Annotated in this window: 22 protein-coding genes and 1 pseudogene; 18 read left to right on the plus strand and 5 right to left on the minus strand. The window is 62.7% G+C overall.

Annotated elements, in window-relative coordinates; all coding sequences use genetic code 11:
- Nucleotides 1-52 precede the first annotated feature (52 nt).
- Nucleotides 53-280: a hypothetical protein gene (locus ACSMEV_RS12760; RefSeq protein ID WP_459205462.1), complete on the plus strand. Its 228-nt coding sequence runs from the start codon at nucleotides 53-55 to the stop codon at nucleotides 278-280.
- Between the two features lie 113 nt (nucleotides 281-393).
- Here ACSMEV_RS12760 and ACSMEV_RS12765 read toward each other — a convergent pair whose 3' ends face one another.
- Complete coding sequence (locus tag ACSMEV_RS12765; RefSeq protein WP_459205463.1) at nucleotides 394-822, minus strand: hypothetical protein; 429 nt, start codon at nucleotides 820-822, stop codon at nucleotides 394-396.
- A 308-nt stretch (nucleotides 823-1130) separates the two neighbouring features.
- On the opposite strand from ACSMEV_RS12765, the gene ACSMEV_RS12770 reads away from it, so the two are divergent.
- The 10 genes and pseudogenes from ACSMEV_RS12770 to ACSMEV_RS12815 all read left to right on the plus strand — a co-directional run bounded on the left by ACSMEV_RS12770 (nucleotide 1131) and on the right by ACSMEV_RS12815 (nucleotide 13674).
- On the plus strand, nucleotides 1131-1574 hold the full coding sequence (locus ACSMEV_RS12770; RefSeq protein WP_459205464.1) for a structural protein P5: 444 nt from the start codon (nucleotides 1131-1133) through the stop codon (nucleotides 1572-1574).
- Nucleotides 1571-2065: a DUF2514 domain-containing protein gene (locus ACSMEV_RS12775; protein ID WP_459205465.1), complete on the plus strand. Its 495-nt coding sequence runs from the start codon at nucleotides 1571-1573 to the stop codon at nucleotides 2063-2065. Before ACSMEV_RS12770 ends, ACSMEV_RS12775 begins: the two co-directional genes overlap by 4 nt.
- 254 nt (nucleotides 2066-2319) lie before the next feature.
- Nucleotides 2320-3294 (plus strand): annotated as a pseudogene (locus ACSMEV_RS12780) (methyl-accepting chemotaxis protein); the annotation flags it as partial.
- Nucleotides 3289-4152 carry a methyl-accepting chemotaxis protein gene (locus ACSMEV_RS12785; protein WP_459208340.1) on the plus strand — a complete coding sequence of 288 codons (864 nt, stop codon included), beginning with the start codon at nucleotides 3289-3291 and terminating at the stop codon, nucleotides 4150-4152. The pseudogene ACSMEV_RS12780 and the gene ACSMEV_RS12785, both read left to right, overlap by 6 nt.
- A 226-nt stretch (nucleotides 4153-4378) precedes the next feature.
- Entirely contained in the window at nucleotides 4379-7975 is a 3597-nt protein-coding gene (locus ACSMEV_RS12790; protein WP_459205466.1) for an AAA domain-containing protein, read from the plus strand.
- Between the two features lie 262 nt (nucleotides 7976-8237).
- Nucleotides 8238-10493 carry a TonB-dependent receptor gene (locus ACSMEV_RS12795; protein ID WP_459205467.1) on the plus strand — a complete coding sequence of 752 codons (2256 nt, stop codon included), beginning with the start codon at nucleotides 8238-8240 and terminating at the stop codon, nucleotides 10491-10493.
- A gap of 187 nt (nucleotides 10494-10680) precedes the next feature.
- Entirely contained in the window at nucleotides 10681-12279 is a 1599-nt protein-coding gene (locus ACSMEV_RS12800) for a histidine kinase famiy protein (RefSeq protein WP_459205468.1), read from the plus strand.
- Nucleotides 12280-12457: 178 nt separating this feature from the next.
- Nucleotides 12458-12967, plus strand: a complete 510-nt coding sequence (locus tag ACSMEV_RS12805) for an acyloxyacyl hydrolase (RefSeq protein ID WP_459205469.1) — start codon at nucleotides 12458-12460, stop codon at nucleotides 12965-12967.
- Nucleotides 12968-13141: 174 nt separating this feature from the next.
- Nucleotides 13142-13489, plus strand: coding sequence for a hypothetical protein (locus tag ACSMEV_RS12810; RefSeq protein ID WP_459205470.1), 348 nt, complete (start codon nucleotides 13142-13144; stop codon nucleotides 13487-13489).
- A 17-nt stretch (nucleotides 13490-13506) separates the two neighbouring features.
- Nucleotides 13507-13674: a hypothetical protein gene (locus ACSMEV_RS12815; protein ID WP_459205471.1), complete on the plus strand. Its 168-nt coding sequence runs from the start codon at nucleotides 13507-13509 to the stop codon at nucleotides 13672-13674.
- A 42-nt stretch (nucleotides 13675-13716) separates the two neighbouring features.
- On the opposite strand, the gene ACSMEV_RS12820 is transcribed toward ACSMEV_RS12815, so the two are convergent.
- Nucleotides 13717-14658, minus strand: a complete 942-nt coding sequence (locus tag ACSMEV_RS12820) for a 5'-nucleotidase (protein ID WP_459205472.1) — start codon at nucleotides 14656-14658, stop codon at nucleotides 13717-13719.
- 30 nt (nucleotides 14659-14688) lie between these two features.
- A complete protein-coding gene (locus ACSMEV_RS12825; RefSeq protein ID WP_459205473.1) occupies nucleotides 14689-15186 on the minus strand; it encodes a GNAT family N-acetyltransferase in 498 nt (165 codons plus the stop codon).
- Nucleotides 15187-15317: 131 nt separating this feature from the next.
- On the opposite strand from ACSMEV_RS12825, the gene ACSMEV_RS12830 reads away from it, so the two are divergent.
- From ACSMEV_RS12830 to ACSMEV_RS12845, 4 genes are all read left to right on the plus strand, one after another.
- Nucleotides 15318-15692, plus strand: coding sequence for a hypothetical protein (locus tag ACSMEV_RS12830; RefSeq protein WP_459205474.1), 375 nt, complete (start codon nucleotides 15318-15320; stop codon nucleotides 15690-15692).
- Entirely contained in the window at nucleotides 15689-15880 is a 192-nt protein-coding gene (locus tag ACSMEV_RS12835) for a helix-turn-helix transcriptional regulator (RefSeq protein ID WP_459205475.1), read from the plus strand. The genes ACSMEV_RS12830 and ACSMEV_RS12835 overlap by 4 nt, the downstream gene beginning before the upstream one ends.
- 109 nt (nucleotides 15881-15989) lie before the next feature.
- Entirely contained in the window at nucleotides 15990-16610 is a 621-nt protein-coding gene (locus ACSMEV_RS12840) for a LysE family translocator (protein ID WP_459205476.1), read from the plus strand.
- A 19-nt stretch (nucleotides 16611-16629) separates the two neighbouring features.
- A complete protein-coding gene (locus tag ACSMEV_RS12845) occupies nucleotides 16630-17514 on the plus strand; it encodes an alpha/beta fold hydrolase (protein WP_459205477.1) in 885 nt (294 codons plus the stop codon).
- A gap of 84 nt (nucleotides 17515-17598) precedes the next feature.
- On the opposite strand, the gene ACSMEV_RS12850 is transcribed toward ACSMEV_RS12845, so the two are convergent.
- Nucleotides 17599-17766 (minus strand): hypothetical protein, encoded by a 168-nt coding sequence (locus tag ACSMEV_RS12850; protein WP_459205478.1) that lies wholly within the window; start codon nucleotides 17764-17766, stop codon nucleotides 17599-17601.
- A gap of 96 nt (nucleotides 17767-17862) precedes the next feature.
- Complete coding sequence (gene treS, locus ACSMEV_RS12855) at nucleotides 17863-19929, minus strand: maltose alpha-D-glucosyltransferase (protein WP_459205479.1); 2067 nt, start codon at nucleotides 19927-19929, stop codon at nucleotides 17863-17865.
- A gap of 208 nt (nucleotides 19930-20137) precedes the next feature.
- Here treS and ACSMEV_RS12860 point away from each other — a divergent pair, with 208 nt between their 5' ends.
- The 3 genes from ACSMEV_RS12860 (at nucleotide 20138) to ACSMEV_RS12870 (ending at nucleotide 24639) form a co-directional block, all read left to right on the plus strand.
- On the plus strand, nucleotides 20138-20899 hold the full coding sequence (locus ACSMEV_RS12860; RefSeq protein WP_459205480.1) for a hypothetical protein: 762 nt from the start codon (nucleotides 20138-20140) through the stop codon (nucleotides 20897-20899).
- 197 nt (nucleotides 20900-21096) lie between these two features.
- On the plus strand, nucleotides 21097-23427 hold the full coding sequence (locus ACSMEV_RS12865; protein ID WP_459208341.1) for a TonB-dependent siderophore receptor: 2331 nt from the start codon (nucleotides 21097-21099) through the stop codon (nucleotides 23425-23427).
- A gap of 369 nt (nucleotides 23428-23796) precedes the next feature.
- On the plus strand, nucleotides 23797-24639 hold the full coding sequence (locus ACSMEV_RS12870; RefSeq protein WP_459205481.1) for an STAS domain-containing protein: 843 nt from the start codon (nucleotides 23797-23799) through the stop codon (nucleotides 24637-24639).
- Nucleotide 24640: the final 1 nt, after the last annotated feature.

Consider the following 24640-nt stretch of genomic DNA (forward strand, 5'->3'; position numbering starts at 1 on the left):
CAAACATCCCAAGCCCGCCCCGCGCGGGTATTTTTTTGCCTGGAGAAAACCCATGCCCTATGTAGCCATCAACCTGACCAACGACTACGACGTCGCCAATAAAACCCGCTACGCCACCCAGGAAGAAGCGATCGCCCGCGCCCGCGAAATCCTGACTCAGTTCCCCGGCGCCCAGGTCTACACCGCACAGGTGCTCAAGGAATACACAGCTGAAGTCTCGATCACGGCCAAGGACCCAGTCGAGCCAACGCCAAGAGATGCATCAGACAATGCCGCCTGAGTGCGTAGAGGCCTCGACAAGGCTAGCGCGAGCGCACCAAGTCCACGCTTAACGACAAGTTAGCCAATAGCCTGTTCCCAAACGAAAAGCCCGCATCGCTGCGGGCTTCGCCTTCAAAGGCTGGAGTACTTTTCGTCGACCTTGCGCTTTTCCAGCGTGTATTTCTCCAGGTCGATCTGTTTACTCGCCAGTCGGGTATCCAGTGCATCCATGTCATGCCGTTTCAGGCTGGCGACACGGGCCCTGGTCGCCTGGTAGTTGATGGACTCTGCCGCGTTGTAACCGCTGACTGGGTCCCACAGTATCGAGAGGGGCCACAGCAGCAGATTGACCACACCATAGCCATAGGAACGGCCATAGAACGAACCACCTCCTGGCAAGATGCCCAGGCCTGCAGCGGCACCCGGGCTTTTTTCCTGAACGGCCATATCGGTGGCCCGGTATTTGGCCAGTTCGGATTCTTGAGCGGAATCAAGTCCTGTGGCGCAGCCCGTCATCATGACGACCATCACAGCTGCGACCGTATTGCGAAGCACGTACATCCCTGACCCCTTGCTGATTTTTCAATTGTGCACTCGCCGAATCGGCGAGGGCGGCGATGGTATCTGAAATAGTGGCAATGTGCTTTCATCTTTTGCTGGCGCGCCCGTGTCCTCTCATGAGGAGAGTTTGGGTAGATGCACAATCCATTCTCCGTAGGCACCGGGCTGAACGCTATTTGGATAAAAAGAGGTCATTGCATCGAACGTTATTCGTATTTCCAGCGACCCATGTATCAAGCGATATCCGTTACCCAACGCATTTTTCCCCAGCCGTCCAAAAGGCGGCCTCTTTTGCATGGAGCATCCCCATGACCCCTCGCGGCATCCGCAACAACAACCCCGGCAATATCGACTACAACGCCCGCAACGCCTGGGTCGGCCAGCTTGGCTTGGAGGAGGGCGTGGCCAACCCGCGCTTCGCCCGTTTCGACTCGCCCGAGAACGGCATCCGCGCCCTGGGCAAGCTGCTCATCAACTACCGCAACAAAGCCGGTCTGCCGGGCGTCGGCGGTAAAGGCATCGACACCGTGCTGGAAATCGTCAACCGCTGGGCGCCGAGCAACGAAAACGACACTCAGGCCTATGCCCAGGCGGTGGCTGAGCGTCTGGGTGTGCAGACCACCGACAGCATCGACATCAAGGACCCGACGCGACTGCGCGGCATCGTGCTCGCCATCATCGCGCACGAGAACGGTGCCAACCCTTATCGGTCGGCGGTGATCGACGAGGGCGTCCGACGGGCGCTGGCATGATAGGGCCGGTGCGGCTGGGGCTGTTGGCTCTGGTGCTGGCGTCCTACTGGGGCGCCTACGAGCACGGTCGTTCGGTGGAGCGTAGTCAGGCCCAGGCTGCATCGGCGCAGCGCGACAGCGCCGATCGGCTGGCCGAAGTCCTGGCCCAGCGCGGTGCCCGCCACGAAGAACAACGACGCGCCCAAGCGCAGGAGGAGGTGAAAGCCCATGCGTACGCACAAACCCAGGTGGCCGCTGCTGACGCTGCTGGCGCCGATGCTGCTGGCGAGCGGTTGCGCCATACCGCCGGCCAGTTCGCGGCCGGCGTCGGTTGCCCCGGCACGGATCCCGCCGCTGTCGCCCGAGGCCAGGCAGCCACCCGCGCCGCCATGGTGCTCTCCGACCTGCTCGCACGGGCTGATGCGCGAGCGGGAGAGCTGGCGAAAGCCTATGACCGCGCCCGAGTGGCCGGCCTTGCCTGCGAGGCCTCCTACAGCGCCTTGACGCCGTGAGTGCGGGAACTTCGAGCACAGGCTCTGCAACGGCGACTGAATACACCAAAGCGATGAAAACGTTCTTCGCGCGGTGAAAAAGATATTCCCCCGCTCAAGCATCAAGCATTGTTCTTTCACGCCGATGAGGACGAGGCGCCAGTAATTTCTCGCGCGTTTAGTCAACCCTCTCACTGGTGTTTCCAATGCGGCAATCATTCAACAACCTGGGTGTGCGTACAAAACTGTCGTTGGGCTTTTCGCTGCTCGTCGCCATGATCCTGCTGGTTGCCTTCACCGGCTGGCGGGCGACCCTTTCCCTGGCGGACCGAGGCGACCGCATGCGCGACATCGCCACCTTCAGTTCGATGGCCCGGGACATGCGCATCGAGCGATTGGTGTACTTCGTCAGCGCCACCGACGAGCAGGCCGGTAAATGGCTGGCTGCGCTGGACAAGACCGAGACCCAGCTGCGTACCGTTTCGCCTAATTTCAAGTCGCCGCAAAACCAAGCGTTCCTGCGCGAAGCCGGTACGTTGTTGCAGCAATACCGCGGCTTCCAGCAACAGGCCGTGACGGCTACGCGCGAACGTGAGGCCGCGCGTGCCACGGCCTTGGCCTCGGCAGAAGCACTCACCCAGTCGCTCCAGCGGCTGTGGGGCGTCGCCAATGCCGACGGGGGGCGTAGCGAAGACCGGCAAACGCTGGTGGCCTTGTCGATGGGCGTACAGCGGATGCACACGGGTTTTCGCAGCTACGTCGCGGCGCCGAGCAAAACCAGCGAAGCCGCTGCGATCAAGGCCGTAGAAGAGGTGCAAAGCAGCCTGGCGGCGCTGAAGGTCAGTGCGTTGCCGTCAGCGATGGTGCAGCAGCTGGCGACCGAGCTTGATGCCTATCGCAGCCACGTGCAGCAAGTGGTCCAGGCGCAAGCCGGCGCCGATGCTGGGCAGACGGGTATCAGCCAAACGATCAACAGTTTGCTCGTGCTAGCCGACAAATTGACGGCACGGCAGGCCGAATTGCAAAGTTCGGACGTCAGCGAGGCGCTCCAGGCGCTGCTGATCTGGCTGCTGCTGGCGATTGCACTTAGCGTCGCGGCCGCCTGGCTCATCACCCGCTCCATCGTGGGCCCGCTCAAGGAAACGGTCGACCTTGCCGAGACCGTCGCGCGCGGCGACTTCACCCAGCGGCAGACCGTGACCCGTACCGACGAGATCGGCGCATTGCAGGCCAGCATGCAGCGCATGACGCTCAACCTGCACGGCCTGGTCAGCCAGCTCAAGGATGGCGTGGTGCAGGTCGCCAGTGCCGCCGAAGAGCTGTCGGCCATCACCGAGCAGACCAGCACGGGCGTGCAGTTGCAAAAAGTGGAAACCGATCAGATCGCCACGGCCATGCAGGAAATGACCGCCACCACCCATGAGGTGGCGCGAAACGCGGGTCAAGCGGCCGCTTCCGCTCGGGGCGCCAGTCGTCAGGCGGTGCAGGGCGACCGAGCCGTGGTCAAGGCGGTTGAGCAGATCGAGCTGCTGGCCCAGGAGATGGCCTCGGCCAAGTCGGTGATGGCGACCCTGCGCGGTCACGCCGACAGCATCGGTGGCGTGCTCGACGTGATCAAGTCGGTGTCCGAGCAGACCAACCTGCTGGCGTTGAACGCGGCCATCGAGGCGGCGCGTGCCGGAGAGGCGGGCCGGGGCTTCGCGGTGGTGGCCGATGAGGTGCGCAACCTGGCCAAGCGCACCCGCACATCCACGGACGAGATCATCGAGCTGATCGCCGGCTTGAACCAGAGCACTGGTCACATGGCCGCCGTGCTGGAGCAGAACGTGCAGTTGACCGGCAACAGCGTCGAGCTGTCGCGCGAAGTGGGACAGATGCTCAAACAGATCGCCCACTCGATCAAGGACATCGAATCGATGAACGATCAGATCGCCTGCGCCGCCGAACAGCAAAGCGCGGCCGGCGAGCAGATCAGCCGCAGCGTGACCAATGTGCGCGACATTTCCGATCAAACCGCAGCCTCCAGCGAGGAAACGGCGAACGCCAGTACGGAGTTGGCGCGCATCAGCGTGCAACTTCAGGACATGTCGGGCCGATTCCGGGTCTGACCTCCTGGGCGTGCCGGACACCGGGTTCGGTACCGCCCGACGTCCCTCGGCCAAACCTCAGCGGCGGCCTGGCTGAACCACCCCGTGTGCCGTCGCGTGCAAGGCGCCTGTCGCACGACCCTAGCGTCGGCTTCGCGGGCGATGTACAGCAGAGGCCAAGGTTAGGCTACTGCTCGCGCATTCCCGTAGAATCGCCCCCACGTTCGCGCAGACTTGGGTCGTTTCAATGCAAGACAGGCAGCAGTACACGGAAGTTTTGCAGGGTTGGCGCGCCTTCGTGGAGGCGGCCGGCATCGCCAAGAGCCGTATCAAGTCCGGGGATGTGCACGAGCACCAGCACATCAGGCTGAGCAGGAACGGCCTGGAGGAAAGCGACCAAGGCTTCAGCTTCGCGCTGTCTCAAGCCCAAGCGGCTACCTTGAGCAGCCGCTTCACCCACGTGGACGAACACGGCAAGCGCCAGCCCGAACCGCTGCAACTGGGCTTTCCTCTGTTGCGTGTCATCGAAGGCCAGAAAGCCTTCTTCGTTCCATTGTTCCGCTATTCGTTGCCCGATACGTGGTGCGGCGCCACGACGCCGTCGTTCATCGTGCCCGTGAAACAGGGAAACGAAGTGGCGCCGAACCTGGAAGCCTTCAGGCAATACTTGAACGTCGATATTCAAGAGCTGGGCGCCGAGCGCCACATGATGAGCATCGCGGCCGCTTGCATGGAGCAGGCCCAGGCGGATTTCGCTGCCCTGTTCGAAGCTTTTCTGCGGTGGATCAAGCAGCGTCTGAACGAGGTGAGCGAAAGCGCCGGCAAGCCGGTGGGCGCTTCACTGGAAACGGCGTTCACAGGCATCGTCTGCCCTCAGGTGAATGCCGATTTCAGTAGCCGCGAGCAGTTGAAGGACTACAGCGAACTCTTGAAAGCCGGCGAACGGCCGGTTTCGGCATTGCTCGAGCGCTACATTTCTTACCGCTGCGACGATCGGGCGTCCAGCCCGACGTCGTCGAGGCGAACGCCTTACGGGCTGTTCGAACGCAAGTATCCGCTGGGCCGCGGGCAGACCTTGGCCTTGGCGCAGATCGCCGGCGGTGCGGCGTTGTCCGCTGTGCAGGGCGCGCCGGGCACGGGCAAGACCACACTGTTCAAGTCGCTGATCGCCAGCCAGCTGGTCGAACGGGCCTTGTGCTGTATCGAGGGCGAGGACCGCAACCTGGGCCTGGTCGTGACCTCGACCGCCAAGAAGGCCGTGGAAAACGTCATCGACGACCTGCGTGGCGATCCCGCCTTGCAAGGGCTCAACTGGCTGTACTTCCAGGGCGGAGACAACGCGCAGGTCACGCAAGAGCTGCAACGTGTCGGGGCCTTGCTGGAGCAGCTCGACAGCCAGGCGCATGATCCGGACAAGCAGGACGCGTTGGCCGCCACGATCGTCGCGACCCGCCGCGCCATCGACACCGAACTCGGTCGCTTCCATGCGCTGCACGCGCAGTACCAGGCAGCCGCCGCGACCTTGGATGGTGTGTCGGCCGAAACCTACGAGTCGCGGTTGAAGGCGCTCGGTCGTGAGGTGAGCGAGCAGTGCGCTGCGCTGGATATCAGCGTCGAGCGCGGTGCGGACATCGCACGACAATGCAGCGACGCACGCGAGCGACTCGCTGCGCGTAGAACCCGGCACAGCCAAGCCGGGCAGTGGCTGGCTACAGGCTATGGCCAACTGCCAAGCGCGCCTTTCTCCCTTGCGCTGTATGCCCGATGGTTGAGCTGCCCGCTGAGCGCAAACGTTCAGCACCATTTCGTTGAGTACCCGATCCGCGGGTTGGCGCGATTGCTGGCCATCTGGTTCGGCGGCCGATACCGCGCCGCCCGAGAGCACCTGCGCCAAGCCCATGCCGAAGACTTCCGGCAGTTCGACCTGGACGCGTCGCAGCCCGCGCAGCTTGCGGTACTGGCGCGTAACCGTCGGGGGATGATGGCGACCGCAGGGGCCGAGCAGTGGCTGGATGCCGCCGCCGACATCGAAACCGATGCCGACAGGGACAGGGCAAAGGCGTTGCAGCGGCTCGCGGCCGACGTGGCGCACCTCACCGCCGGCGTGGACCACCTGCGGCGCTATAAAACCGCCAAGCACGCGCTTGTGCAGGCCTTCCCCGAAGGCGACTGGCTCGACGTCCTGCGTTTGCGCTTCATCGCCGAGCAACGCAGGCTATTCGACTGTGCGATCGACTACCTATGGCAGGAACTGCTCAGGCAGAAAGCCCCGGTAAGCCAGGCGCTTTCACTGTGGACCAGCCTGCTCAGCGGCAAGCAGGACAGCGGTTTCTACCGCTGGAAGGACAAACTCGACGAGTTCTATCGGCTCATCACCCTGGCCTATCCGCTGATGGCGTCGACCTTGGTGTCGATCCACAAGCTGGCGGGCTACAAGCTGGCTGACCTCGATGGCTTCGCCCCTTACCACCTGAGCCTTGTGGACGAAGCCGGAATGATCTCGGTGGAAGCGCTGGTGCCATTACTGGCACGCAGTCAGAGGGCGGTCGTGGTGGGCGACCCCTTGCAGATCGAACCCATCCGCTCGCTGGATAACGCGTCGGCGGAAAGACTCAAGGCCCGCCACTTCCACGACAACACGCGGTACGAAGCGGTCTCGCCGATGCTGGTCACCGCCTATCACCGTGCAGCGGGCACGGCCACCGGCAGCGTCGACGAAGTGGGCGACGGCATCGTCCTGGACGAGCACCGCCGTTGCCAACCGGCCATCGCCGAGCTGTTCATGCGCATCGCCGAGTACCGCGGGGTGCACGTATGCACCGCAGCCCCCGACGCCAGGATCGCCGCCGCTTGTGCCGGCATGGGAGGGTTCAACCTCATGTTCTATGGCGTGCCGGGGCGGCGTGGCACGCTGCCCAATACCAACGAGGACGAAGTGGACGCCATCGGCCTGCTACTGGACAAGCTGGAGGCAGCCGGTTACGACCTGACCCAGGACGTGGGCATCATCACGCCCTATGCCAATCAGAAGAACCTGTTGATCAAGCGCTATGGCGAGCGGCTCAAGCACCGCCAGGCCTTGAAGATCGGCTCGGTCCATCAGTTCCAGGGCGTCGGCTTCGAGGTGATCGTCTATTCGCCGGTCATCTTCCAGCGCACCGACCGCGACGCGTTCCAGAACGGCAAGCCGAACCTGCTCAACGTGGCCGTATCGCGGGCCAAGCAGCAGTTCATTGTGGTGGGCAACCAACAGCGCCTGCTTGCGGCCGGCAAGTCCCTGGCGCGCATGGCCGAGCGATGCGCCGCTTCGTTCTTCGTCGAGATGGAGCATCAGAGCCCTTCCTTCGAAGGGGCCGACAGGCATGGGGTCAAGCACTATTTCGACTGTGACCATATTCCGGCCTTCGAAGCGCTCGCGGCCTCCAGCCAACGCTCGTTCACCGTGGTCGTGCCGTGGATTCGACAAGGCTCGAGCCCCAACCATCCACCGTTGAAGATCCTGCGCGCCACCCAGCAGCGGGGGGTCGCGGTCACGGTCTATTACGGCCATGATCGCGTCGACAAGGCCGACGCGGACGACGGCGACGCCGGGCTGATCGAGGCTTACCGTCGCTACCTGGGGGAGGCCAACGTGGTGCGGATGCCGGAGGGCACCCATGAAAAGATTCTTCTGGTCGACGACTGCGCGGCGACCGTGGGCAGCTGGAACTGGCTGTCCCACGGTTATTACCGCTACTGCGAGTCGCCCGAGTGGCAAAGCTTGGCGTTGCGCCGAGAGACGAGCGTGGAGTTGCGCGATCCCGACTTCATCGCCCGCTTGAAAGAGCGTCTCATGGCAGGGTGAGACGCGTTTTGCGCAGCTGCTGGGGCGTTACTGCGCCCAGCAACGCCAGGGGCGTTGTCACTCTAAGGTCCTGGATACGTTAGATACTGGTTGGGGATCGGTATGTAGAAGAAGCGCTGTATCGCGTTGATGCGAATCAAATACGCACGGTATTAGTAAACAATACACAACAAAGAATCATTCTTGTTTGTTATATTCCGGCCGCTTGTTCATCTGCCTTCTGGCTATTCGTATTTGGCCGTCCCGCTCAACAGGTCCGCTCATGCCCACTCCACACTTTCCCCGCAAGAACGCGTTGACTTCCCTCTGGCTGCCTATGGGTTTGCTCGTCGGTTTCGCCTCACCCCAGGTAGTGGCGCAGACCGCATTGGAACTGCCCGCAGTCGACGGGCCGGCTGCCCGGGCCACTGATGCCCAGGCGCCCGTGCTGGAGCTGGAGGAAACCGCCGTATCGGCCAGCGCCGACGCCTCGCGCGAAGGGCTGGTGCCCGAATACGAAGGCGGGCAAGTGGCCCGCGGAGGGCGGGTCGGTATCTTGGGCAACAAGGACTACATGGAGACGCCGTTCACCTCCACGTCCTACACCAACCAGCTGATCCAGGACCAGCAAGCGCACAGCGTCGCCGACATTCTGCAGAACGATCCTTCGGTGCGCATCGCCCGGGGTTTCGGCAACTTCCAGGAGCTTTACATGGTACGCGGCTTTCCGCTGTACTCCGATGACATCGCCTACAACGGCCTGTACGGGCTGCTGCCCCGGCAGTACGTGGCGTCGGAGTTCATCGAGCGGGTCGAGGTGTTCCGCGGGGCCAGCGCGTTTCTCAACGGAGCGGCGCCGGGTGGTACGGGTATCGGCGGTGCGATCAACATCCTGCCCAAACGTGCGCCGAACGCGCCGCTGACGCGTCTTACCGCCGGTGTCGAAGACCGGGGATTCGGTACGGTGGCGGCCGATGTGGCGCGGCGCTTTGGCGAGGGCGATCAGTTCGGGGTACGGGTGAACGTCGCCAAGCGGGCGGGGGAGACGGCGGTCGAGGACCAAGACCGTAGCTTGAACATGTTCGCTTTGGGGCTGGATTACCAGGGGGAGCGGCTGCGGTTGTCGTCGGATATTGGGCATCAGTATCACTTCATCGACAACCCGTTGCCGAGCGTGAGGTTTGGTAACGAGGTGCCCAGCCCACCGAGCGCAGACAAGAACTTCGGTCAGCCGTGGACCTATGCGAAAGAGAAACAGACGTTTGGTACGTTCCGCGCCGAATATGACCTGACCGATGCCGTGACTACTTGGGCAGCTGTCGGCATGCGTAAAGGCGAGGAAAAGAACGTGTTGGCCAACCCGATCTATAGAGGGGCAGGCGTTATCTCGGCCAGTCGCTTCGACAACTATCGCGAAGAGACTGTCACCACCGGCGAAGTAGGTGCGCGGCTGAATGTGCAGACAGGGCCAGTGTCGCATCAGTGGGTCATATCGGGGGCGATGTTCGATACCAAGGATCGCAATGCGTTTGCCACAGGTGGGGCCTTGAGCAGCGGTCTGTACGACCCTGTCGACGTCGCGAGGCCGGAAGGTCCGAAAGTTACAGGCTCCATGTCCAGTCCGCACATCACAGCGCGCACTCACACGCAAAGCCTGGCAATCGCCGATACGCTGGGGTTCTTCGATGATCAACTACAAGTCATGCTCGGCGCTCGTCGCCAAGGGTTGGACGTCACGGGCTACGACTACACAACCGGCGACAAGACCTCGAAATACAATCGATATGAAACGACGCCCGTTGCTGGGGTGGTGTATCAGCTCAACGAGCAATTTTCGGTATACGCCAACTACATTGAAGGTTTGACCAAAGGCGACACCGCTGGCGCGACTACGACCTTGCCGGATGGGTCGTCTGCGCCGATCATCAATGTCGGCGAATCGTTGGCTCCGTACGTGGCTAAGCAAACCGAACTGGGCGTGAAATACGACGGCGGTGGCCTGGGAGGGAGCGTCGCCATCTTCGAAACACGCAAGCCGGTCGGCATCGTCGAGAACCAGGTCTTCAAGGACGGCGGCGAACAGCGCAATAGAGGCATTGAACTGTCCATGTTCGGCGAGCCCATGCAGGGCGTTCGGCTACTGGGGGGCGTGACACTGCTGGATGCCGAGCTCAGCAAAACCCAAAACGGTACGGACGATGGCAATGACGCCATCGGCGTGCCTAAAACCCAGGCCAACATTGGCGGCGAATGGGATGTGCCCGGGTTGCAGGGCGTCACGCTCACCAGCCGGGTCACCTATACCAGTCGCCAATACGTCAATACGGCCAACACGATGGAAATTCCCTCCTGGACCCGCCTCGACCTCGGCGCCCGCTATGGCTTCAAAGTCGACGACAAGGACGTCACGCTTCGCGCTCGTCTCGACAACGTCGCGGGCCGCGACTATTGGGCATCGACCGGCGGCTATCCCGGCTCGAACTACCTGGTGCTGGGCGCCCCGCGCACCTTCTCGGTTAGCGCTTCGATCGATTTCTGAACCCCCTCCCAAACCTGATCCCGCCAATGGGCTGGCTCAGGTTTGGCCCGGCGACACCGTGCCCGCTTGTACATCTTCTCCAACGATGTACAACGCTCGCGGAACGATTACCCCCGCCGCCACTCCGAACTCTATCTGCGGAGCGATACCGCCACTGCAACGCAGTGAATCAACAGGAGTTTGGGCAGTGTCCAACAGTGATCTTCGTGTCGACAACCGCTTCACTGCCGACGTGCTGGGGCACCCGAAAGACATCTTCTTCGCCGCCGTGGAAAGTACGCGGATGCCGATGATCGTCACCGACCCGAACCGGCCCGACAACCCGATCATTTTTGCCAACCATGCCTTCCTGGAAATGACCGGCTATGACGCTGCGGAAATCATCGGGCGCAATTGCCGTTTTTTACAGGGTGAGGACACCGATCCCGAAGTGATCACGTCGATCCGCCAAGCCGTGGAGCAACGCCACGACTTTTCCACCGAAGTGCTGAACTACAAAAAAGACGGCAGCTCGTTCTGGAATGCGCTGTTCATCTCGCCGATCTACAACGAAGCCGGCAAGCTGACCTACTTCTTCGCCTCGCAATTGGACGTCAGCCGTCGTCGCGACGCGGAAGAGGCCTTGCGCCAATCGCAGAAGATGGAAGCGCTGGGGCAATTGACCGGTGGCATCGCTCATGACTTCAACAACCTGTTGCAGGTCATCGGCGGCTACATCTCCTTGTCCAAAGCCGTGGCCGGCAAGTCGTCACCGGATCTGGCGAAGATCCTTGGCAACCTTACCTATGCCAACGATGCGGTGGAAAAGGCCAATACCCTGACCAAACAACTCCTGGCGTTCTCGCGCAAGCAGAAACTCCAGGGGCGGGTCATCAGCCTCAATCAGTTGGTCAAGGACGCTCAAGTGCTGATGAATCGCACCTTGGGCGAAGGCATCGAGATCAAGCTCGATCTCGATCCGCACCTGGCCAACTGCCGCATCGATCCGGCGCAGGCGGAAATCGCTCTGCTGAACGTTGTGATCAATGCCCGCGATGCCATGGTCGGCAGCGTCCGCCAGGAACTGCACATCGAAACCCGCAATGTGGTCATCACCGAAGAAGTGCGGGCGGCCTATGAAGGTTTACTTCCAGGCACCTACGCTTGCGTGGCGATCACCGACACCGGCGAAGGCATGTCCGAACACGTGTTGGCGCGTGCCATGGACCCGTTCTTCACCACCAAAGAAGAAGGCAAAGGTACTGGCCTGGGATTGTCGATGGTCTACGGCTTCGCCAAACAGTCCCGGGGCAGTGCACGTATCTATTCCGAGCACGGTGTCGGTACCACATTGCGTTTGTATTTCCCGTCCGATGAAAGCGACGTGCAGGCCGTCGACAAACGTCATGCGCATTTGCCCAAGTCTGGCGATGAGCGCGTGCTGGTCGTGGAGGACCGCGACGATGTTGCGCAACTGGCCTGCACCATTCTTGAAGAGTACGGCTATGTCACGACGGTCGCGGCGGATGCCCGACAAGCGCTGGCGCTGATCGATAACGGGCATGAATTCGATTTGCTGTTCACGGATTTGATCATGCCCGGCGGCATGAACGGCGTCACGCTCGCGCGCAAGGTGCAGGCGCTCAAGTCCGAGACCAAAGTGTTACTGACGACAGGCTATGCGGAAAACTCCATCGAGCGTACCGATGTAGGCGGCTCGGAGTTCGACGTCATTTCCAAACCCTACCTGCCCCATGATCTGGCGCGCAAAGTGCGCCAAGTGCTGGACTCGCCAGGCGGTGTTTAATGCCGACGCTTTCACATTCCATACGGCTAAAGCCCGTTTGGACTGGAAAATGGCCGGATAGCCGTTAACCTGATCACGAATTTTACGCGCCTTCGAGCATCTACTTGCATTGACCGACCAGTGTGATATCACTGTGCTCAGATAGCTTGCTAAGTAATAACTCAGGAAAACCGTGATCATGAAAACAGTCATCGCTGCTGCGGTGCTTTCGCTCTTTGCCGTCTCCGCTCAGGCGACCGAATTGTCAGGCGCCATCGGCGCTACCAGCCAGGGCGGCCTGACCGCGCGCGTCGGTGTGGGCTTCGCTTGGGACAAGTCGTGGCTGGAGTCCGACGTGGGTCGTCTGACCGGCTATTGGGACGCAGGCTACACCTACTGGGAAGCCGGTAAAGCCGCAGGCGGTGCGCATTCGCTATCGTTCGCGCCCGTATTCGTCTATGAATTCGGCAATGGCGACATCAAGCCCTTCATCGAGGCCGGTATCGGTGTTGCGGTGTTCTCGGGTACTTCGGCCGGCGACCAGGAGTTCGGTAGCGCCTTCAACTTCGAAGACCGTATTGGCGCGGGTCTGAAGTTCGGCGACAACCAGCGCGTGGGCATCCGCGCCACGCACTATTCCAACGCCAGCATCAAACAACCCAACGACGGCATCGAATCCTACGCGCTGTTCTACAGCCATCCGATTTGATCGAGTCATATGAAACGAGCCCGCGCATGCGGGCTTTTTTATGGTGGGCACCAGAACAGGACGGCCGCATTTCGAACGCCGTGTCACTACTCGCTTGTACTGGCGGGGGGCGCTCGGGATAAAATGCTGCCTTTTCCCACGTTCGAGATGGATCTTATGCGGCAAGTTCTTGCGATGACTTTTGGTGGTCTGACCCCCAGCTACTATGCACGGCAGCTGTTCTTTGGCGTATTGTTCGCCGCGTTCTTCATCTACATGAAGGCCAATGCGCCTAGCGGAATCGGCGTAGGCAGCATCGTCATGGCCATCGCTTGTGCCTTGCTCTATCCCTACTCGCGTTTCGTCTATGAGCGCATCATCGGTTTCATCATGGGCAACAATGTGTTCTTCGTGAACGCGTTGCTGATGTTGTTCGTGAAGCTCATGACCATGTTGATGTGTTGGTTCCTGGCGATTTTCATCGCGCCGTTGGGCTTGGCCTACCTGTATTGGTACAACAGTCGGCAGCTGACCGGTCGGTAATCACTACGCCCGTTGCAATGCATGGGTTACGCCGTTCGAGCCCCGGTCATTCACCTGCCGGGGCTTCGATCTTTTCGGTATCTGGACTGTGGCTGGTTGACGCAGGTTCGCCTTCGCTGGACGCTGCCGAGCACTTCGACACCTTGGCACAGCTGGCCGCCGCCGTCGCCCGCGAACACGACTGAACGGCGCGGCGCTCAACGCGTCTTCCCCTAGAAGGCGCCCTCCTAGGTAGACGGCAAGGCTCGGTTGGCTATACCAAAGGGCACATGCACCATGGGCAGGTCCCTGGCGGCCGAGTCCAAGTGGCTGCGCTGGTCGTCGAAGAACATGTGCGGCTTAAGGATCGACAAGACCCGCCGTTTTTCCATCCCCCCGAGAAAGAACGATTCGTCTGGCGACACGCCCCAGTCCTTCAGCGTGGTCACCACCCGCTCGTGGGACGGCGCATTGCGCGCCGTGACGATGGCGATGCGCAGGATGCGTTGGTAGTCCGGGCACTCGGCCAGCCTCTGATCTTCCAAGGTGCGAATCGACGACAGTTTGCGAAACAGATCGGCCAGCGGCCCAGGCCGGTGCGGGATCGCCTTGCGGTTCGATTCGTAGGCCTGGAAGGCATTGAGGTCCAGCGCCTGCTTGTAGACGCTTTCGGCTTCGTCGTCGGCGATCACGCCGTCGAAGTCGAAGGCCACGCGCAGTTCGTTGTCGATCTCGTCGTCGTAGACCTTGCTTGGCAGCACCAACCCGGCTGGGTAGTTGGCGTCGATGGCCCGCTGCACGTCGCTTTCGTTGGCGCTGAGAAACAGGGAAGCGTTGAAGGCCGGGATGTACTCATACGGCGAGCGACCCGACATGAAGGCGGCGCGGCTGATGTCCAGCCCGTAGTGCTCGATGGAGCGAAACACCCGCAGGCCGGTTTCCGGCGAATTGCGCGACAGCAGCACCACTTCCACCGGCAGTTGCTCGGGAAAGGCCTGGTTGATGCGCAGGAAACGCCGGATGAAGGGAAAAGCCACGCCGCGGGCGAAGGGCTGGTCGATGTTGCGCTCGTGATGCGAGCGGTAGGCCTCGACGCCTTCGCTTTCGTAGATATGGTCCGACTCGGTGAGGTCGAACAGCGCACTGGAGGCAACGCCCACTACCAGCTTGTCATCGATGGGGAAGGGCATGGCCTGCCTCCTGAGCAACGAATGGGGGGATCAGCGGGCCTGAGTCACACGGCCTTCGGCGAAGTGTTGCAGCCGCTCGCCTTCGAGCCGGTACTTGATCCACTCGTCCTGGGCCTGGGCGCCCACTGCTTCGTAGAAGCCGATGGCCGGGGTGTTCCAGTCCAGCACGCTCCACTCCAGACGACCGCAGCCGGTACGCACCGCCTCGCGGGCAATGTGTTGCAGCAACGCCCGACCGGCCCCGCCGCCGCGCTGCTCGGGGGTGATGTACAGGTCTTCGAGGTAGATGCCGTGCCGGCCCAGCCAGGTGGAATAGCTGGTGAAGTACACGGCAAAGCCGATGGCCACCCCGTCGCGCTCGCAGATCAGGCTGCTGACGCTGCCGGGTGCGTCGAACAGGCTGCGTTCGATGTCGACGATGCAGGCGATGACTTCATGCCGGGCGCGCTCGTACTCGGCCAGTTCGGTGATGAAGGCGAGGATCTGTGGTGCGTCGCTGCGCTGGGCGGGACGGATGGAAAGGGACATGGCAGGGCTTCCTTGATGGCGGGGTGCGTATTCTAGCCGCAGGCTCACCCCTCAAGGCAATGTAAAGCCTGCTTGACATCAGCGAGGCGGTGCGGGCAATGTAAAGCCTCCTTTACATGGGGGTCACAGATATGTCGTTCACCCGTTTTGCCCCAGCATTCGCGCTGACCATGGTGCTGTACGCCCTGGCCGTGCTGGTCAGCAGCCATTACCTGCCGCTGTTGTCGACGCCTTTGATCAAAGCTGCGGTGGCCCTGGCACCGGTTCCGGCGCTGGTCGCCATGGCCTGGGTCGTGATCCGCCAACTGCGCAGCCTCGACGAATTGCACCGGCGCATCCAGCTCGAAGCCTTGGGCATGGCGTTCGTGGCCACGGTACTGATCACGTTCAGTTATGGATTCCTGGAAACCGCAGGCTTGCCGCGATTGTCGATGTTCATGGTCTGGCCGTTGATGGGCGCACTGTGGGCGCTAGGTACGGTGTTCGGTGTCAGGCGTTATCGATGAACAACCGTGTGCGCGAGCTACGCGCCGAAAGGGGGTGGTCGCAAGCGGAGCTGGCGACGCGCTTGGGCGTGTCGCGGCAAACCGTCAATGCCATCGAGACCGGACGTTACGACCCCAGCCTGCCCCTGGCATTCAACTTGGCACGCCTGTTCGAGCAGCCGATCGAGGCGATCTTTCAACCAGATTGAGCGTTACAGTCAGGTGTATTGGTTAAATATAACGTAACTGTACATGTCTGCCACAGCCGGCCTTTCGCTACCTTAGATCGGCCTTGCCACCTCATTCGGACACCAGACCATGCTCGGTTCCTACGATCTGCTCACCGCCTTCGTACTGTTCGCTTTCGTCTCCTCCATCACCCCAGGCCCCAACAACACCATGCTGCTCGCCTCGGGCGTGAATTTCGGCGTGCGCCGCAGCCTGCCCCATGCGCTGGGCGTGAGCATCGGCTTCATGGTGATGGTGATCGCAGTCGGGCTGGGGCTGGGCAAGGTGTTCGAAACCTGGCCGATGCTCTACACCTTGCTGCGTTACGCCGGCGCTGCGTACTTGCTGTACCTGGCCTGGAAGATCGCCACTTCAGGCCCGATGGCCGAAGGCACCGACGGCGAGCGCAAGCCGCTGACCTTTCTGGGTGCGGCGGCGTTCCAGTGGGTCAACCCCAAGGCCTGGGTCATGGCGGTGGGGGCGATCACCACCTACGCCCCGGCCCAGGGCTATCTGTACAACGTCCTGGTGATCGGCCTGGTCTTCGCGCTGGTGAACCTGCCCAGTGTCGGGATCTGGATCATGTTCGGCAGCGCCCTGCGCAACCTGTTGCGCAATCCGCGCTGGTTGATGCTGTTCAATGTCCTGATGGCCCTGCTTTTGGTGATTTCCCTGTACCCGCTGCTGTTCGTAGAATCGGCGTTCTCCTGACGGCGGTAGCGAGTCGACGATGCACCTGATCCCATGGTCTTACCCCACTGTCGAAGGTTTCACCTTACGGGGCTGGCGCTCGCCGCCCAGCGGCAAGCCACTGTTGCATGTGCTGCATGGCAACGGTTTTTGCGCCTTGGTCTATCGGCCCATGCTGCTCATATTGAGCGAGCGCTTCGATCTATGGCTCAGCGATGTGCAGGGGCATGGCGAGAGTGACCACGGTGGGGTGTTCCGCGGCTGGAACCGCAGCGCGGAACTGGCGCTCGAGGCTTTCGAGGCCGGTCGTACCGTCTATGGCCAGGTGCCGCGCTATGCAGTCGGGCACAGCTTCGGCGGGGTGCTCACGGCCCTGATCCTGGCACAGCGCCCTGCGCTGTTCGAACGCGCGGTGCTGCTCGACCCGGTTCTGTTCAGTCCGCGCATGATCGCAACGTTCTGGGTGGCGCGCCGGCTGGGCCTGCACACGCGCCATGGCCTGGCGCGCAAGGCGGCGGGCCGGCGCAGCCAGTGGCCGGATCGTCAAAGCGCCCAGGCGGCTCTGCAGGGAAGAGGGATTTTCAAGGGATGGACGCCGCAGGCGCTGGAGGCTTATTTGAAGCATGCGTTGATGGCATGTCCCGAAGGGATTCAGCTAAGGTGTCGACCTGCGCGCGAGGCCGAAATATTCAGTTCGATGCCTCGGAGTCTGTGGCCGAGCCTGAAGCGGATCAGGGTGCCGACGCTGATCTTGCATGGGGATGGCAGCTACCCATTCGTAGGGCCGTCGGCGCGGCGGGCGGCGGGAGTCAATCGAGCGATCGCGCAAGAACAGGTATCGGGCGGCCACTGTTTCATGCAGGAGAAACCTGACATGGCGGCAGAACGGGTGATCGCCTATCTTGGCGCAGCCCCGGTGGGCTGACAGCGTGGCGCAATGGCCTGAAGAGGCGGGCGGACGCATTCATCGACAGCGGTCCCGGCACTCCAGGCCATGCCGTGGCCGCCTTCAGGCAGCCACATTGCTCAATACCAGCTTATGGTGACGCATCGGTTTGGGCCGTACGCTCGCTTCCCCATGGTGACGACGCGCAACGCGCAGCACCCCCCACAAGAACGCCAACGCCACCACTGCCCAAGCACTCATCAAGCTAAAAAGGGTCATCGCCAGGTTCATAGAAAGCTCCTTTGCTTTGCGGTCCTCTCTAGATAAATGACTGCCTGGATAGCGGGTCATTCCAATGGATCGGTCAAAGCCCCCGACCAACGGCCATCACATATGGCTGCTGCTGTTGACGATACGCAGGCAGAGCGCCTCGTAGGGGTCGAGGTTGATCGTCAGGCGGCCGTCTTCGGTCAGATCGCCCTCCACTGTTTCGTTGATCATGTCCACCACGGTGCCTGGAGTGAAGCCGGTCAATTGCAGCTCCTCGGCGATCACCGTCTGGCCGAAGTTCAGCGCGCTGATCTGGATGCCGCGTCCGGCCGGCAACTCATGCACCATCACCAACAGTCCAGGGCTGGTCACATCGGGCACCAGGATCTGGCGGGCGGTGGCGATGCCATAGGCCTGGCGTACGGCCAGCAGCTTCTTCACCTTGCAGGCGAACGAGTCGCCGCGTTCCAGTTGGGCATCGAGGCTGCCATACAGGGCGCGTGCGCGTGGCATGCCGCGTACCGACGTCTCGTTATTGGGTGCCAGCCCGGCCAGATCGTAGCCGCCGCGGTGGATCCAGCGCGTGTCGCCATCGAGCATGCGCTCGGCCACCGCTTCGGCCGGCAGCGGCAGGGCGCCCACCATGTCCCAACCCGAAAGCGCCACCACGCCCGGTTGCATGGCGTTGTACATGACCAGCAGCAGGTGCACCTTCTGGATCTGCTCGATGTCGGCTTCGCTGATCTCGGCCAGATCGCGGATGCCCAGCGCTGCGGTGATCAGACTGGCCGTGGTGCAGGAGATGCCGTTGGTGACGAAGCGCAGGTTGTACGGCGCATGCTCGCCCGACAGACGCTCGTAGATCTCTTCGCGAATGTGCTCGCGCAGGATGTTGCCGGGCAACGTCTGACCCTTGTAGTGGTACATGTCGTGGGCGTGCAGGGTCCAGAAATGCACCAGCTCCACCGTCAGTTCGTCGTGGTTCTGCAGCGCATGGATGAGCGAGGCAGGGTCGATCTCGAAGGCCTGCATCTCTTTGAACATCAAGCGCAGGAACTCGGTGTCGCCGGTCAACAGCGCATGCTGGTAGGCCGGACGGGTGATGAAGTCGTAGGACAGGTCAGCGCCGCCCTTGGACATCCCGGCGATGTCGTCCAGGGTCAGGTTCAGCTCTTGGAAGCTGAAACCGCCGGCCTTGCGGATCATGCCGCCGATGATCTGGTTGCCCACCAGCGATAGCGGGTGGCTTTCCGACCAGGCGGTGCCTTCGGCGCGGGTTTCCACGCCGAGGAAGCCGTTGGCGTCCAGGCGCAGGCCACGCGCGCCCAGGCAGTCGAGCGCGTGCAGGGCGTCGCCGATGATCATCTGCTGGGCGGTGAAACTCGGGTCGAGCCAGTTCAGCGACGGCTGGCCTTCCTTGAAGTAGTGCAGGTAGACCCAGCGGCGGGTCACGCCATCCACGCCAGTGATGGGCGGGGTAGCGCTCCAGTCGGTTTCCTTGACGCCGGGCTCGAAGAAGATCACCCGCTGCAACTGGCCGACGATGTAGTGACGCGCCTTGAGCTCGTCGCACTGCGCCGGCAGCAGGTTCACCGCGTCGCGGCCTGCCGGTACGTCAGGCAGCAGGTTCCAGTCCTCTTCGCGGATCTCGACCATGTGGTAGAGCCCTGGATAGGCGCCGTGGCCCATCTCGGCCAGACGGAAGTCGGCGCCTTTACCAGTGTGGGAGGGGATCAGGTCGTCGATGGTCACCGCATTGTGCGCCGCGGCCAGGCGGCTCATCTGCACCAGTTCCTGCTCGGTGCCGTACAGCGGGTCGATGTCGAAGCTGATGCGGTCGAAGTTGCCGTCCACGCTAGGCGTGAAATCGCGCTCGCGCACGCCACCGGATCGCTTGATCGGGCCGGTGTGGATGCCCTGCACGCCCATGTCGGACAGGCGTTTCCATAGGGCCTCATGGCCCAGCGCGCCCAGTACCGAGCACCCCTCTGGAGCGATGATGGCGTCGGGGTAGACCGTCAGCCACACCGAAGCGATCTGCGTGGCGCGACGCGGCTGGGCTTCGGCGAAGGGGTTGAGCCACAGGCGCGATTGGCCGGAATAGAGCCGTGCCCGGTCCTGGGAGGCTTTGAGCATCGACTGGTCTTCGAGCCATTTCACATACGACGGGTCGGGGTGCGACATCGGGCGTCCTCTTTGTGCGCAGTTCCTGGGTATGTGTGTATGACGATGCCGCGCGCGGTACGTTCGTCCGGGATCGCCAGTCGGCCGATCGCGCACGTGCGTGTTGCACCGGCCCACCGAAGTTGGCACGCTTGCTCGCGCTTTGGCACGCAAGCGGGTGTGCCATCGACCATGCCACATCCATGCTAAGACACAAGGAACCACCAGGTTGAACTGGGAAAAAGTCGGTAAGTCCCTTGCGGGCGTCTTGGTTGCGCTGGTCTGCGTGGCTGCGCTGTACCTGGCGTTCAGGCACGATCCGCGGCTCGAGGCCGAGCTGACCTACCAGTCTTTGACCTATCCCAGCCAGTTCAGCGAGCGCATCAGCCAGACCAACGATGCGCTCAAGTACGAGCAGTTGTACGACCATGCCCGCAGCATAGCTGGCACGGCGCTCAGCCACGATCAGCTCGACAAGTTCGTCGACCTGGCCCAGGCGCCGTATCGCACATTGTTCGCCAAGCCTTTCGAGGCCGGCTTGGTGGACCACCGCACAGGCCTGTTCATCACCTTGCGCAACACCGGCGAAACGCCGATCCGCAACGTGCGCATTCGCCTGCCGGTCAAGGGGCTGGTGCAGGTGCGCGACGAGGCGGGCAACGACAACCTGCTGGAAACCGCGACCAGCACGGTGGAAATTCCGGCCATCGGTGCCGACGCGCAGGCCCGGGTGTGGATCTATTTCGACGGCGACTACTCGCAGATCGCCCAGGCCGGGGTGCGCATCAACCACGATGGCGGCGAAGCGCGGGTCAGGGTGTTCGAATCGTTCGCCGGCATTCAGGCCAGCGTGGCGCGCTATGCCACCGAGCTGGTCGTGGCGCTGGCCTGGTTGCTGCTGACTTTGCTGGGCTTGGGCTATATCTGCCTGCTGCAACACCGTGCGTTGGCGGTCAAGGCCAAGCCTGGGCATGGATCGACCGACCGCTGAGCATCGCTCGGCCAGCCAAGCGTCTGGCCTAGTGAAAAATAGTCGCGGCGGCCTGTCCCCTTTTTTCGCCTGGGCTGTCATCTAGGGCAAATGAGCCCTACGAGAGCCGTACCATGCCCGCATTTCCACGCCAACGCCCGCGCCTGGCGTCTTCCATATCGGCGCCCACCCTGTGTCTGGTCCTGGGGTGGGGCGCCATGCCCGCGCAGGCTTTAGCCGAGACCGCGCCACGCAGCTTCCAGATTCCGGCGGGTAGCCTGGGCGCCGCATTGACTCGTTTCGCCGGGCAGGCCGGCGTCAGCCTGGCGCTGGAGCCGGCCCTGGTGGCTGGCCGGCAAAGCCCGGCGCTGTCAGGACGCTACAGTGTGCAGGAGGGCTTTGCCCGCCTATTGCAAGGCAGCGGCCTGCAACTGCAAGCGGTGGGCACCGACAGCTACACCCTGGTGCCCAGCCCTGGCTCGGCCGACGTGCTGGAAATTGCCCCGACGACCATTCAAGGCGCGCAGAACAGCGGTGCGGTGGATGCCGAGCGCTACGCCGGCGGTCAGGTCACCCGCCGCGGTTCCCAGGGCCTGCTGGGCGCACGCGACTTCATGGACACGCCCTTCAGCATGACCACCTACAGCAGCGAAGGCATTCAGGCCCAGCAAGCGCGCACCTTGGGCGACATGGTCGCCAGCGACCCCTCGGTGCGGGTCACCAATCCGGCAGGCGGGCGCTTCGAGCAGTTCACCGTGCGCGGCCTGAGCCTGTTCAACAGCGACGTGTCCTACGGCGGCTTGTACGGGATCTTGCCGACCTACAGCATCGACATGGAAATGGCCGACCGCGTCGACATCATCAAAGGCCCCAGCCAGCTGATCAACGGCATTTCCCCGCGCGGCAGCGTCGGCGGCGGCATCAACGTCGTGCCCAAGCATGCCGGTGACGACCCGCTGACCGCGTTCACCGCCAGCTACGCCTCCGACAGCCAACTGGGCGGCGCGGTGGACGTGGCGCGGCGTTTCGGCGAAGGCGATCAGTTCGGTGTGCGCTTCAACGGCGTCAAGCAATCGGGCGATACGCCTTGGGACCACCAGAGCGTCGATCGGCAAATGGCCGTGCTCGGCCTGGACTTTCGTGGCGAACGCCTGCGCTTGTCGGCCGACATGGGCCACACCGAACGCGATACCGATGCACCGCAGGAACGGGTGATCGTCGGCGCGCGGGCCAAGGTGCCCGATGCCGACAAGGTCCGCGACAACTACGCGCAACCTTGGAGCAAGGCCCGCACCAACGACACCTTCGGCATGTTCAACGCCGAATACGACATCAGCGACTCGCTGCTGGCCTATGGCGCGGTCGGGGCGCGCAAAAGCGACCACGACTTCCTGCGCCACAACGTGCCGGTGTCCAACGATGCCGGCGACTTCAGCGTGCAGCCGCGCGATTTCACCCGTGACGAGAACGTGCGCACGGGCCTGGCCGGCTTGCGCAACTGGTTCCACTCCGGCCCGGTCAGCCATGAGCTGAACCTGGCGGCCAGCTATTTCTACATGGACTTCGAAAACGGCGGCGGGCGCTACGCCGCCGCACCCAGCAACCTCTACGACCCGGTACCGACGCCCACGCCAGGCCGGCCTACGCGCCTGGACGACAAGGTCTACACGGAAAACCGTTTCACCGGCGTCGCACTGTCCGACACCCTGGGCTTTTTCGAGGACCGCCTGTTGCTGACCCTGGGCGCCCGCTGGCAACGCGTGCAGGTCGACGACTGGAGCAACGGCATCAAGGGCGACACGGCCTACGACGAAGAAAAGCTCTCGCCTTCGGCCGGTGTGGTGTTCAAGGCCACCGAGCAGTTGTCGCTGTATGCCAACTACATGGAAGGCCTGAGCCAGGGCAAGATCGCCCCCAGCACGTCGATCAACGAAGACGAGATCTTCCCGCCGTTCATCAGTCGCCAGGTAGAGGTCGGCGCCAAGTACGATTTCGGCCGTTACGCCGTCACCGCCAGTGCCTTCCGCATCAAGCAGCCGGCCTATGAAACCAACGCCGGCACCCGCGTGTTCGGCCCCAACGGCAAACGCGAGAACACGGGGCTTGAGGTGAACCTGTTCGGTGAGCCGCTGGAGGGCGTGCGCCTGCTGGGAGGAGTGATGTACATCCACAGCGAGCTGCGCGACACCCTCGATGGGCAGTTCGATGGCAACCGTGCGCCGGCGACGCCGCGCTACAACGTCAACCTGGGGGCCGAGTGGGACGTGCCACATCTGAGCGGGCTGACCCTGACCGCCCGTGGCATCCATTCCAGTTCGCAGTACCTGGACCAGTCCAACAGCAAGCAGATCGACGGCTGGGAACGCTTCGACCTGGGCGCGCGCTACGCCTTCAAGGTCGAAGGGCGCGACGTAACCCTGCGCGCCAATGTCGAGAACGTGCTGAACGACCGCTACTGGGCTTCGGCAGGGGCCTCGGACGACAGTGAAGCCGGCTTGACGCTGTCTTCGCCACGCACCTGGCTGCTGTCCACGACCGTAGCGTTCTAAGGCGAACGCCGGCCTGGATTGGCCGATCCAGACCGGGGTCCCTTCACCCCCAAGCATCGCTATCGGGCCATCCTTCGCCAACTTTCCGGCGCCGTGTTCATGGCGCCCATGGGCCTATGGCCCTCTACTTTGCCGTACGCGCCGACCTCCTCTTGGCAGGCGCGCCGGAACGCTGCACACTCCGCGCGCGCCACGGCCGGTCTGGCCTCAAGCCCAGGCAGCGACCTGCCGATACGTTTGAGTCGCCAGTTTGGCGCGATAGCACAATGCGATCTTCTCACGCACCCGACACAAACTATTCAGGCCCGCCACGGTCAGTCACAGCAGGCCGGCCATTTCGGCTTTCTTCCCTTTTGGAGCACACGGCACATGGCAGCATTGCAGGGCAGTACGTTGGACGCGATCAACAGCAACCAGAGCCAACTACTGGATGGCTGGATCGCCAGCCTCGAAGCCAATGGCGCCACGCGCAACCTCAAGGAGCAGGAGCTGCGCCAACAGACCAGCGGCTTCCTCGACCTGCTGCTGGCGAGCTTGAAAGAAGGCGCCGTCTCCGGCGCGGGCTCCGACGAACTGCGTCGTTTCCTGGAAAGACTGTCCGCATCCCGCGCACAGCTCGGCCACGATTCGCACCAGACCGCGTTCTTCATCTTTGCCCTCAAAGGCCCGCTGTTCCAGCTGCTGCAACAGCACTACCACGACCAGCCCGCGGTGCTGGCCGAACAACTGCTGGTGGTCTCCGAGCTGCTCGACGGCCTGGGCATGCACACCGTACGCGCGTACCAGACCACCCGTGAAGCGGTGATCCGTCGCCAGCAGGACGAACTGCTCGAACTGTCCACCCCGGTGGTCAAGCTGTGGGACGGTGTCCTGGCGCTGCCGCTGATCGGCACCCTCGATTCGCAACGCAGCCAGACCGTGATGGAATCGCTGCTGCAACGCATCGTCGACACCGGTTCTGAAATCGCCATCATCGACATCACCGGCGTGCCCACCGTCGACACCCTGGTCGCCCAGCACCTGCTCAAGACCGTCACCGCCATCCGCCTGATGGGCGCCGACTGCATCATCAGCGGCATTCGCCCGCAGATCGCCCAGACCATCGTCCACCTGGGCCTGGACCTGAGCACCATCACCACCAAGGCCAACCTGGCCGATGCGCTGAAGCTGGCGATCAAGCGCCTGGACACCGGCGCAGACCAGCGGGGTTGAG

It is taken from the genome of Pseudomonas sp. MLB6B (genome assembly GCF_054508135.1).

Excerpts from the sequence above, each read along its gene's own strand:
- ACSMEV_RS12760 (WP_459205462.1), top strand. The coding sequence starts at position 53 with ATGCCCTATGTAGCCATCAACCTGACCAACGACTACGACGTCGCCAAT.
- ACSMEV_RS12765 (WP_459205463.1), bottom strand. The coding sequence starts at position 822 with ATGTACGTGCTTCGCAATACGGTCGCAGCTGTGATGGTCGTCATGATG.
- ACSMEV_RS12770 (WP_459205464.1), top strand. The coding sequence starts at position 1,131 with ATGACCCCTCGCGGCATCCGCAACAACAACCCCGGCAATATCGACTAC.
- ACSMEV_RS12775 (WP_459205465.1), top strand. The coding sequence starts at position 1,571 with ATGATAGGGCCGGTGCGGCTGGGGCTGTTGGCTCTGGTGCTGGCGTCC.
- ACSMEV_RS12785 (WP_459208340.1), top strand. The coding sequence starts at position 3,289 with ATGACGCTCAACCTGCACGGCCTGGTCAGCCAGCTCAAGGATGGCGTG.
- ACSMEV_RS12790 (WP_459205466.1), top strand. The coding sequence starts at position 4,379 with ATGCAAGACAGGCAGCAGTACACGGAAGTTTTGCAGGGTTGGCGCGCC.
- ACSMEV_RS12795 (WP_459205467.1), top strand. The coding sequence starts at position 8,238 with ATGCCCACTCCACACTTTCCCCGCAAGAACGCGTTGACTTCCCTCTGG.
- ACSMEV_RS12805 (WP_459205469.1), top strand. The coding sequence starts at position 12,458 with ATGAAAACAGTCATCGCTGCTGCGGTGCTTTCGCTCTTTGCCGTCTCC.
- ACSMEV_RS12810 (WP_459205470.1), top strand. The coding sequence starts at position 13,142 with ATGACTTTTGGTGGTCTGACCCCCAGCTACTATGCACGGCAGCTGTTC.
- ACSMEV_RS12815 (WP_459205471.1), top strand. The coding sequence starts at position 13,507 with ATGCATGGGTTACGCCGTTCGAGCCCCGGTCATTCACCTGCCGGGGCT.
- ACSMEV_RS12820 (WP_459205472.1), bottom strand. The coding sequence starts at position 14,658 with ATGCCCTTCCCCATCGATGACAAGCTGGTAGTGGGCGTTGCCTCCAGT.
- ACSMEV_RS12825 (WP_459205473.1), bottom strand. The coding sequence starts at position 15,186 with ATGTCCCTTTCCATCCGTCCCGCCCAGCGCAGCGACGCACCACAGATC.
- ACSMEV_RS12830 (WP_459205474.1), top strand. The coding sequence starts at position 15,318 with ATGTCGTTCACCCGTTTTGCCCCAGCATTCGCGCTGACCATGGTGCTG.
- ACSMEV_RS12835 (WP_459205475.1), top strand. The coding sequence starts at position 15,689 with ATGAACAACCGTGTGCGCGAGCTACGCGCCGAAAGGGGGTGGTCGCAA.
- ACSMEV_RS12840 (WP_459205476.1), top strand. The coding sequence starts at position 15,990 with ATGCTCGGTTCCTACGATCTGCTCACCGCCTTCGTACTGTTCGCTTTC.
- ACSMEV_RS12845 (WP_459205477.1), top strand. The coding sequence starts at position 16,630 with ATGCACCTGATCCCATGGTCTTACCCCACTGTCGAAGGTTTCACCTTA.
- ACSMEV_RS12850 (WP_459205478.1), bottom strand. The coding sequence starts at position 17,766 with ATGAACCTGGCGATGACCCTTTTTAGCTTGATGAGTGCTTGGGCAGTG.
- treS (WP_459205479.1), bottom strand. The coding sequence starts at position 19,929 with ATGTCGCACCCCGACCCGTCGTATGTGAAATGGCTCGAAGACCAGTCG.
- ACSMEV_RS12865 (WP_459208341.1), top strand. The coding sequence starts at position 21,097 with ATGCCCGCGCAGGCTTTAGCCGAGACCGCGCCACGCAGCTTCCAGATT.
- ACSMEV_RS12870 (WP_459205481.1), top strand. The coding sequence starts at position 23,797 with ATGGCAGCATTGCAGGGCAGTACGTTGGACGCGATCAACAGCAACCAG.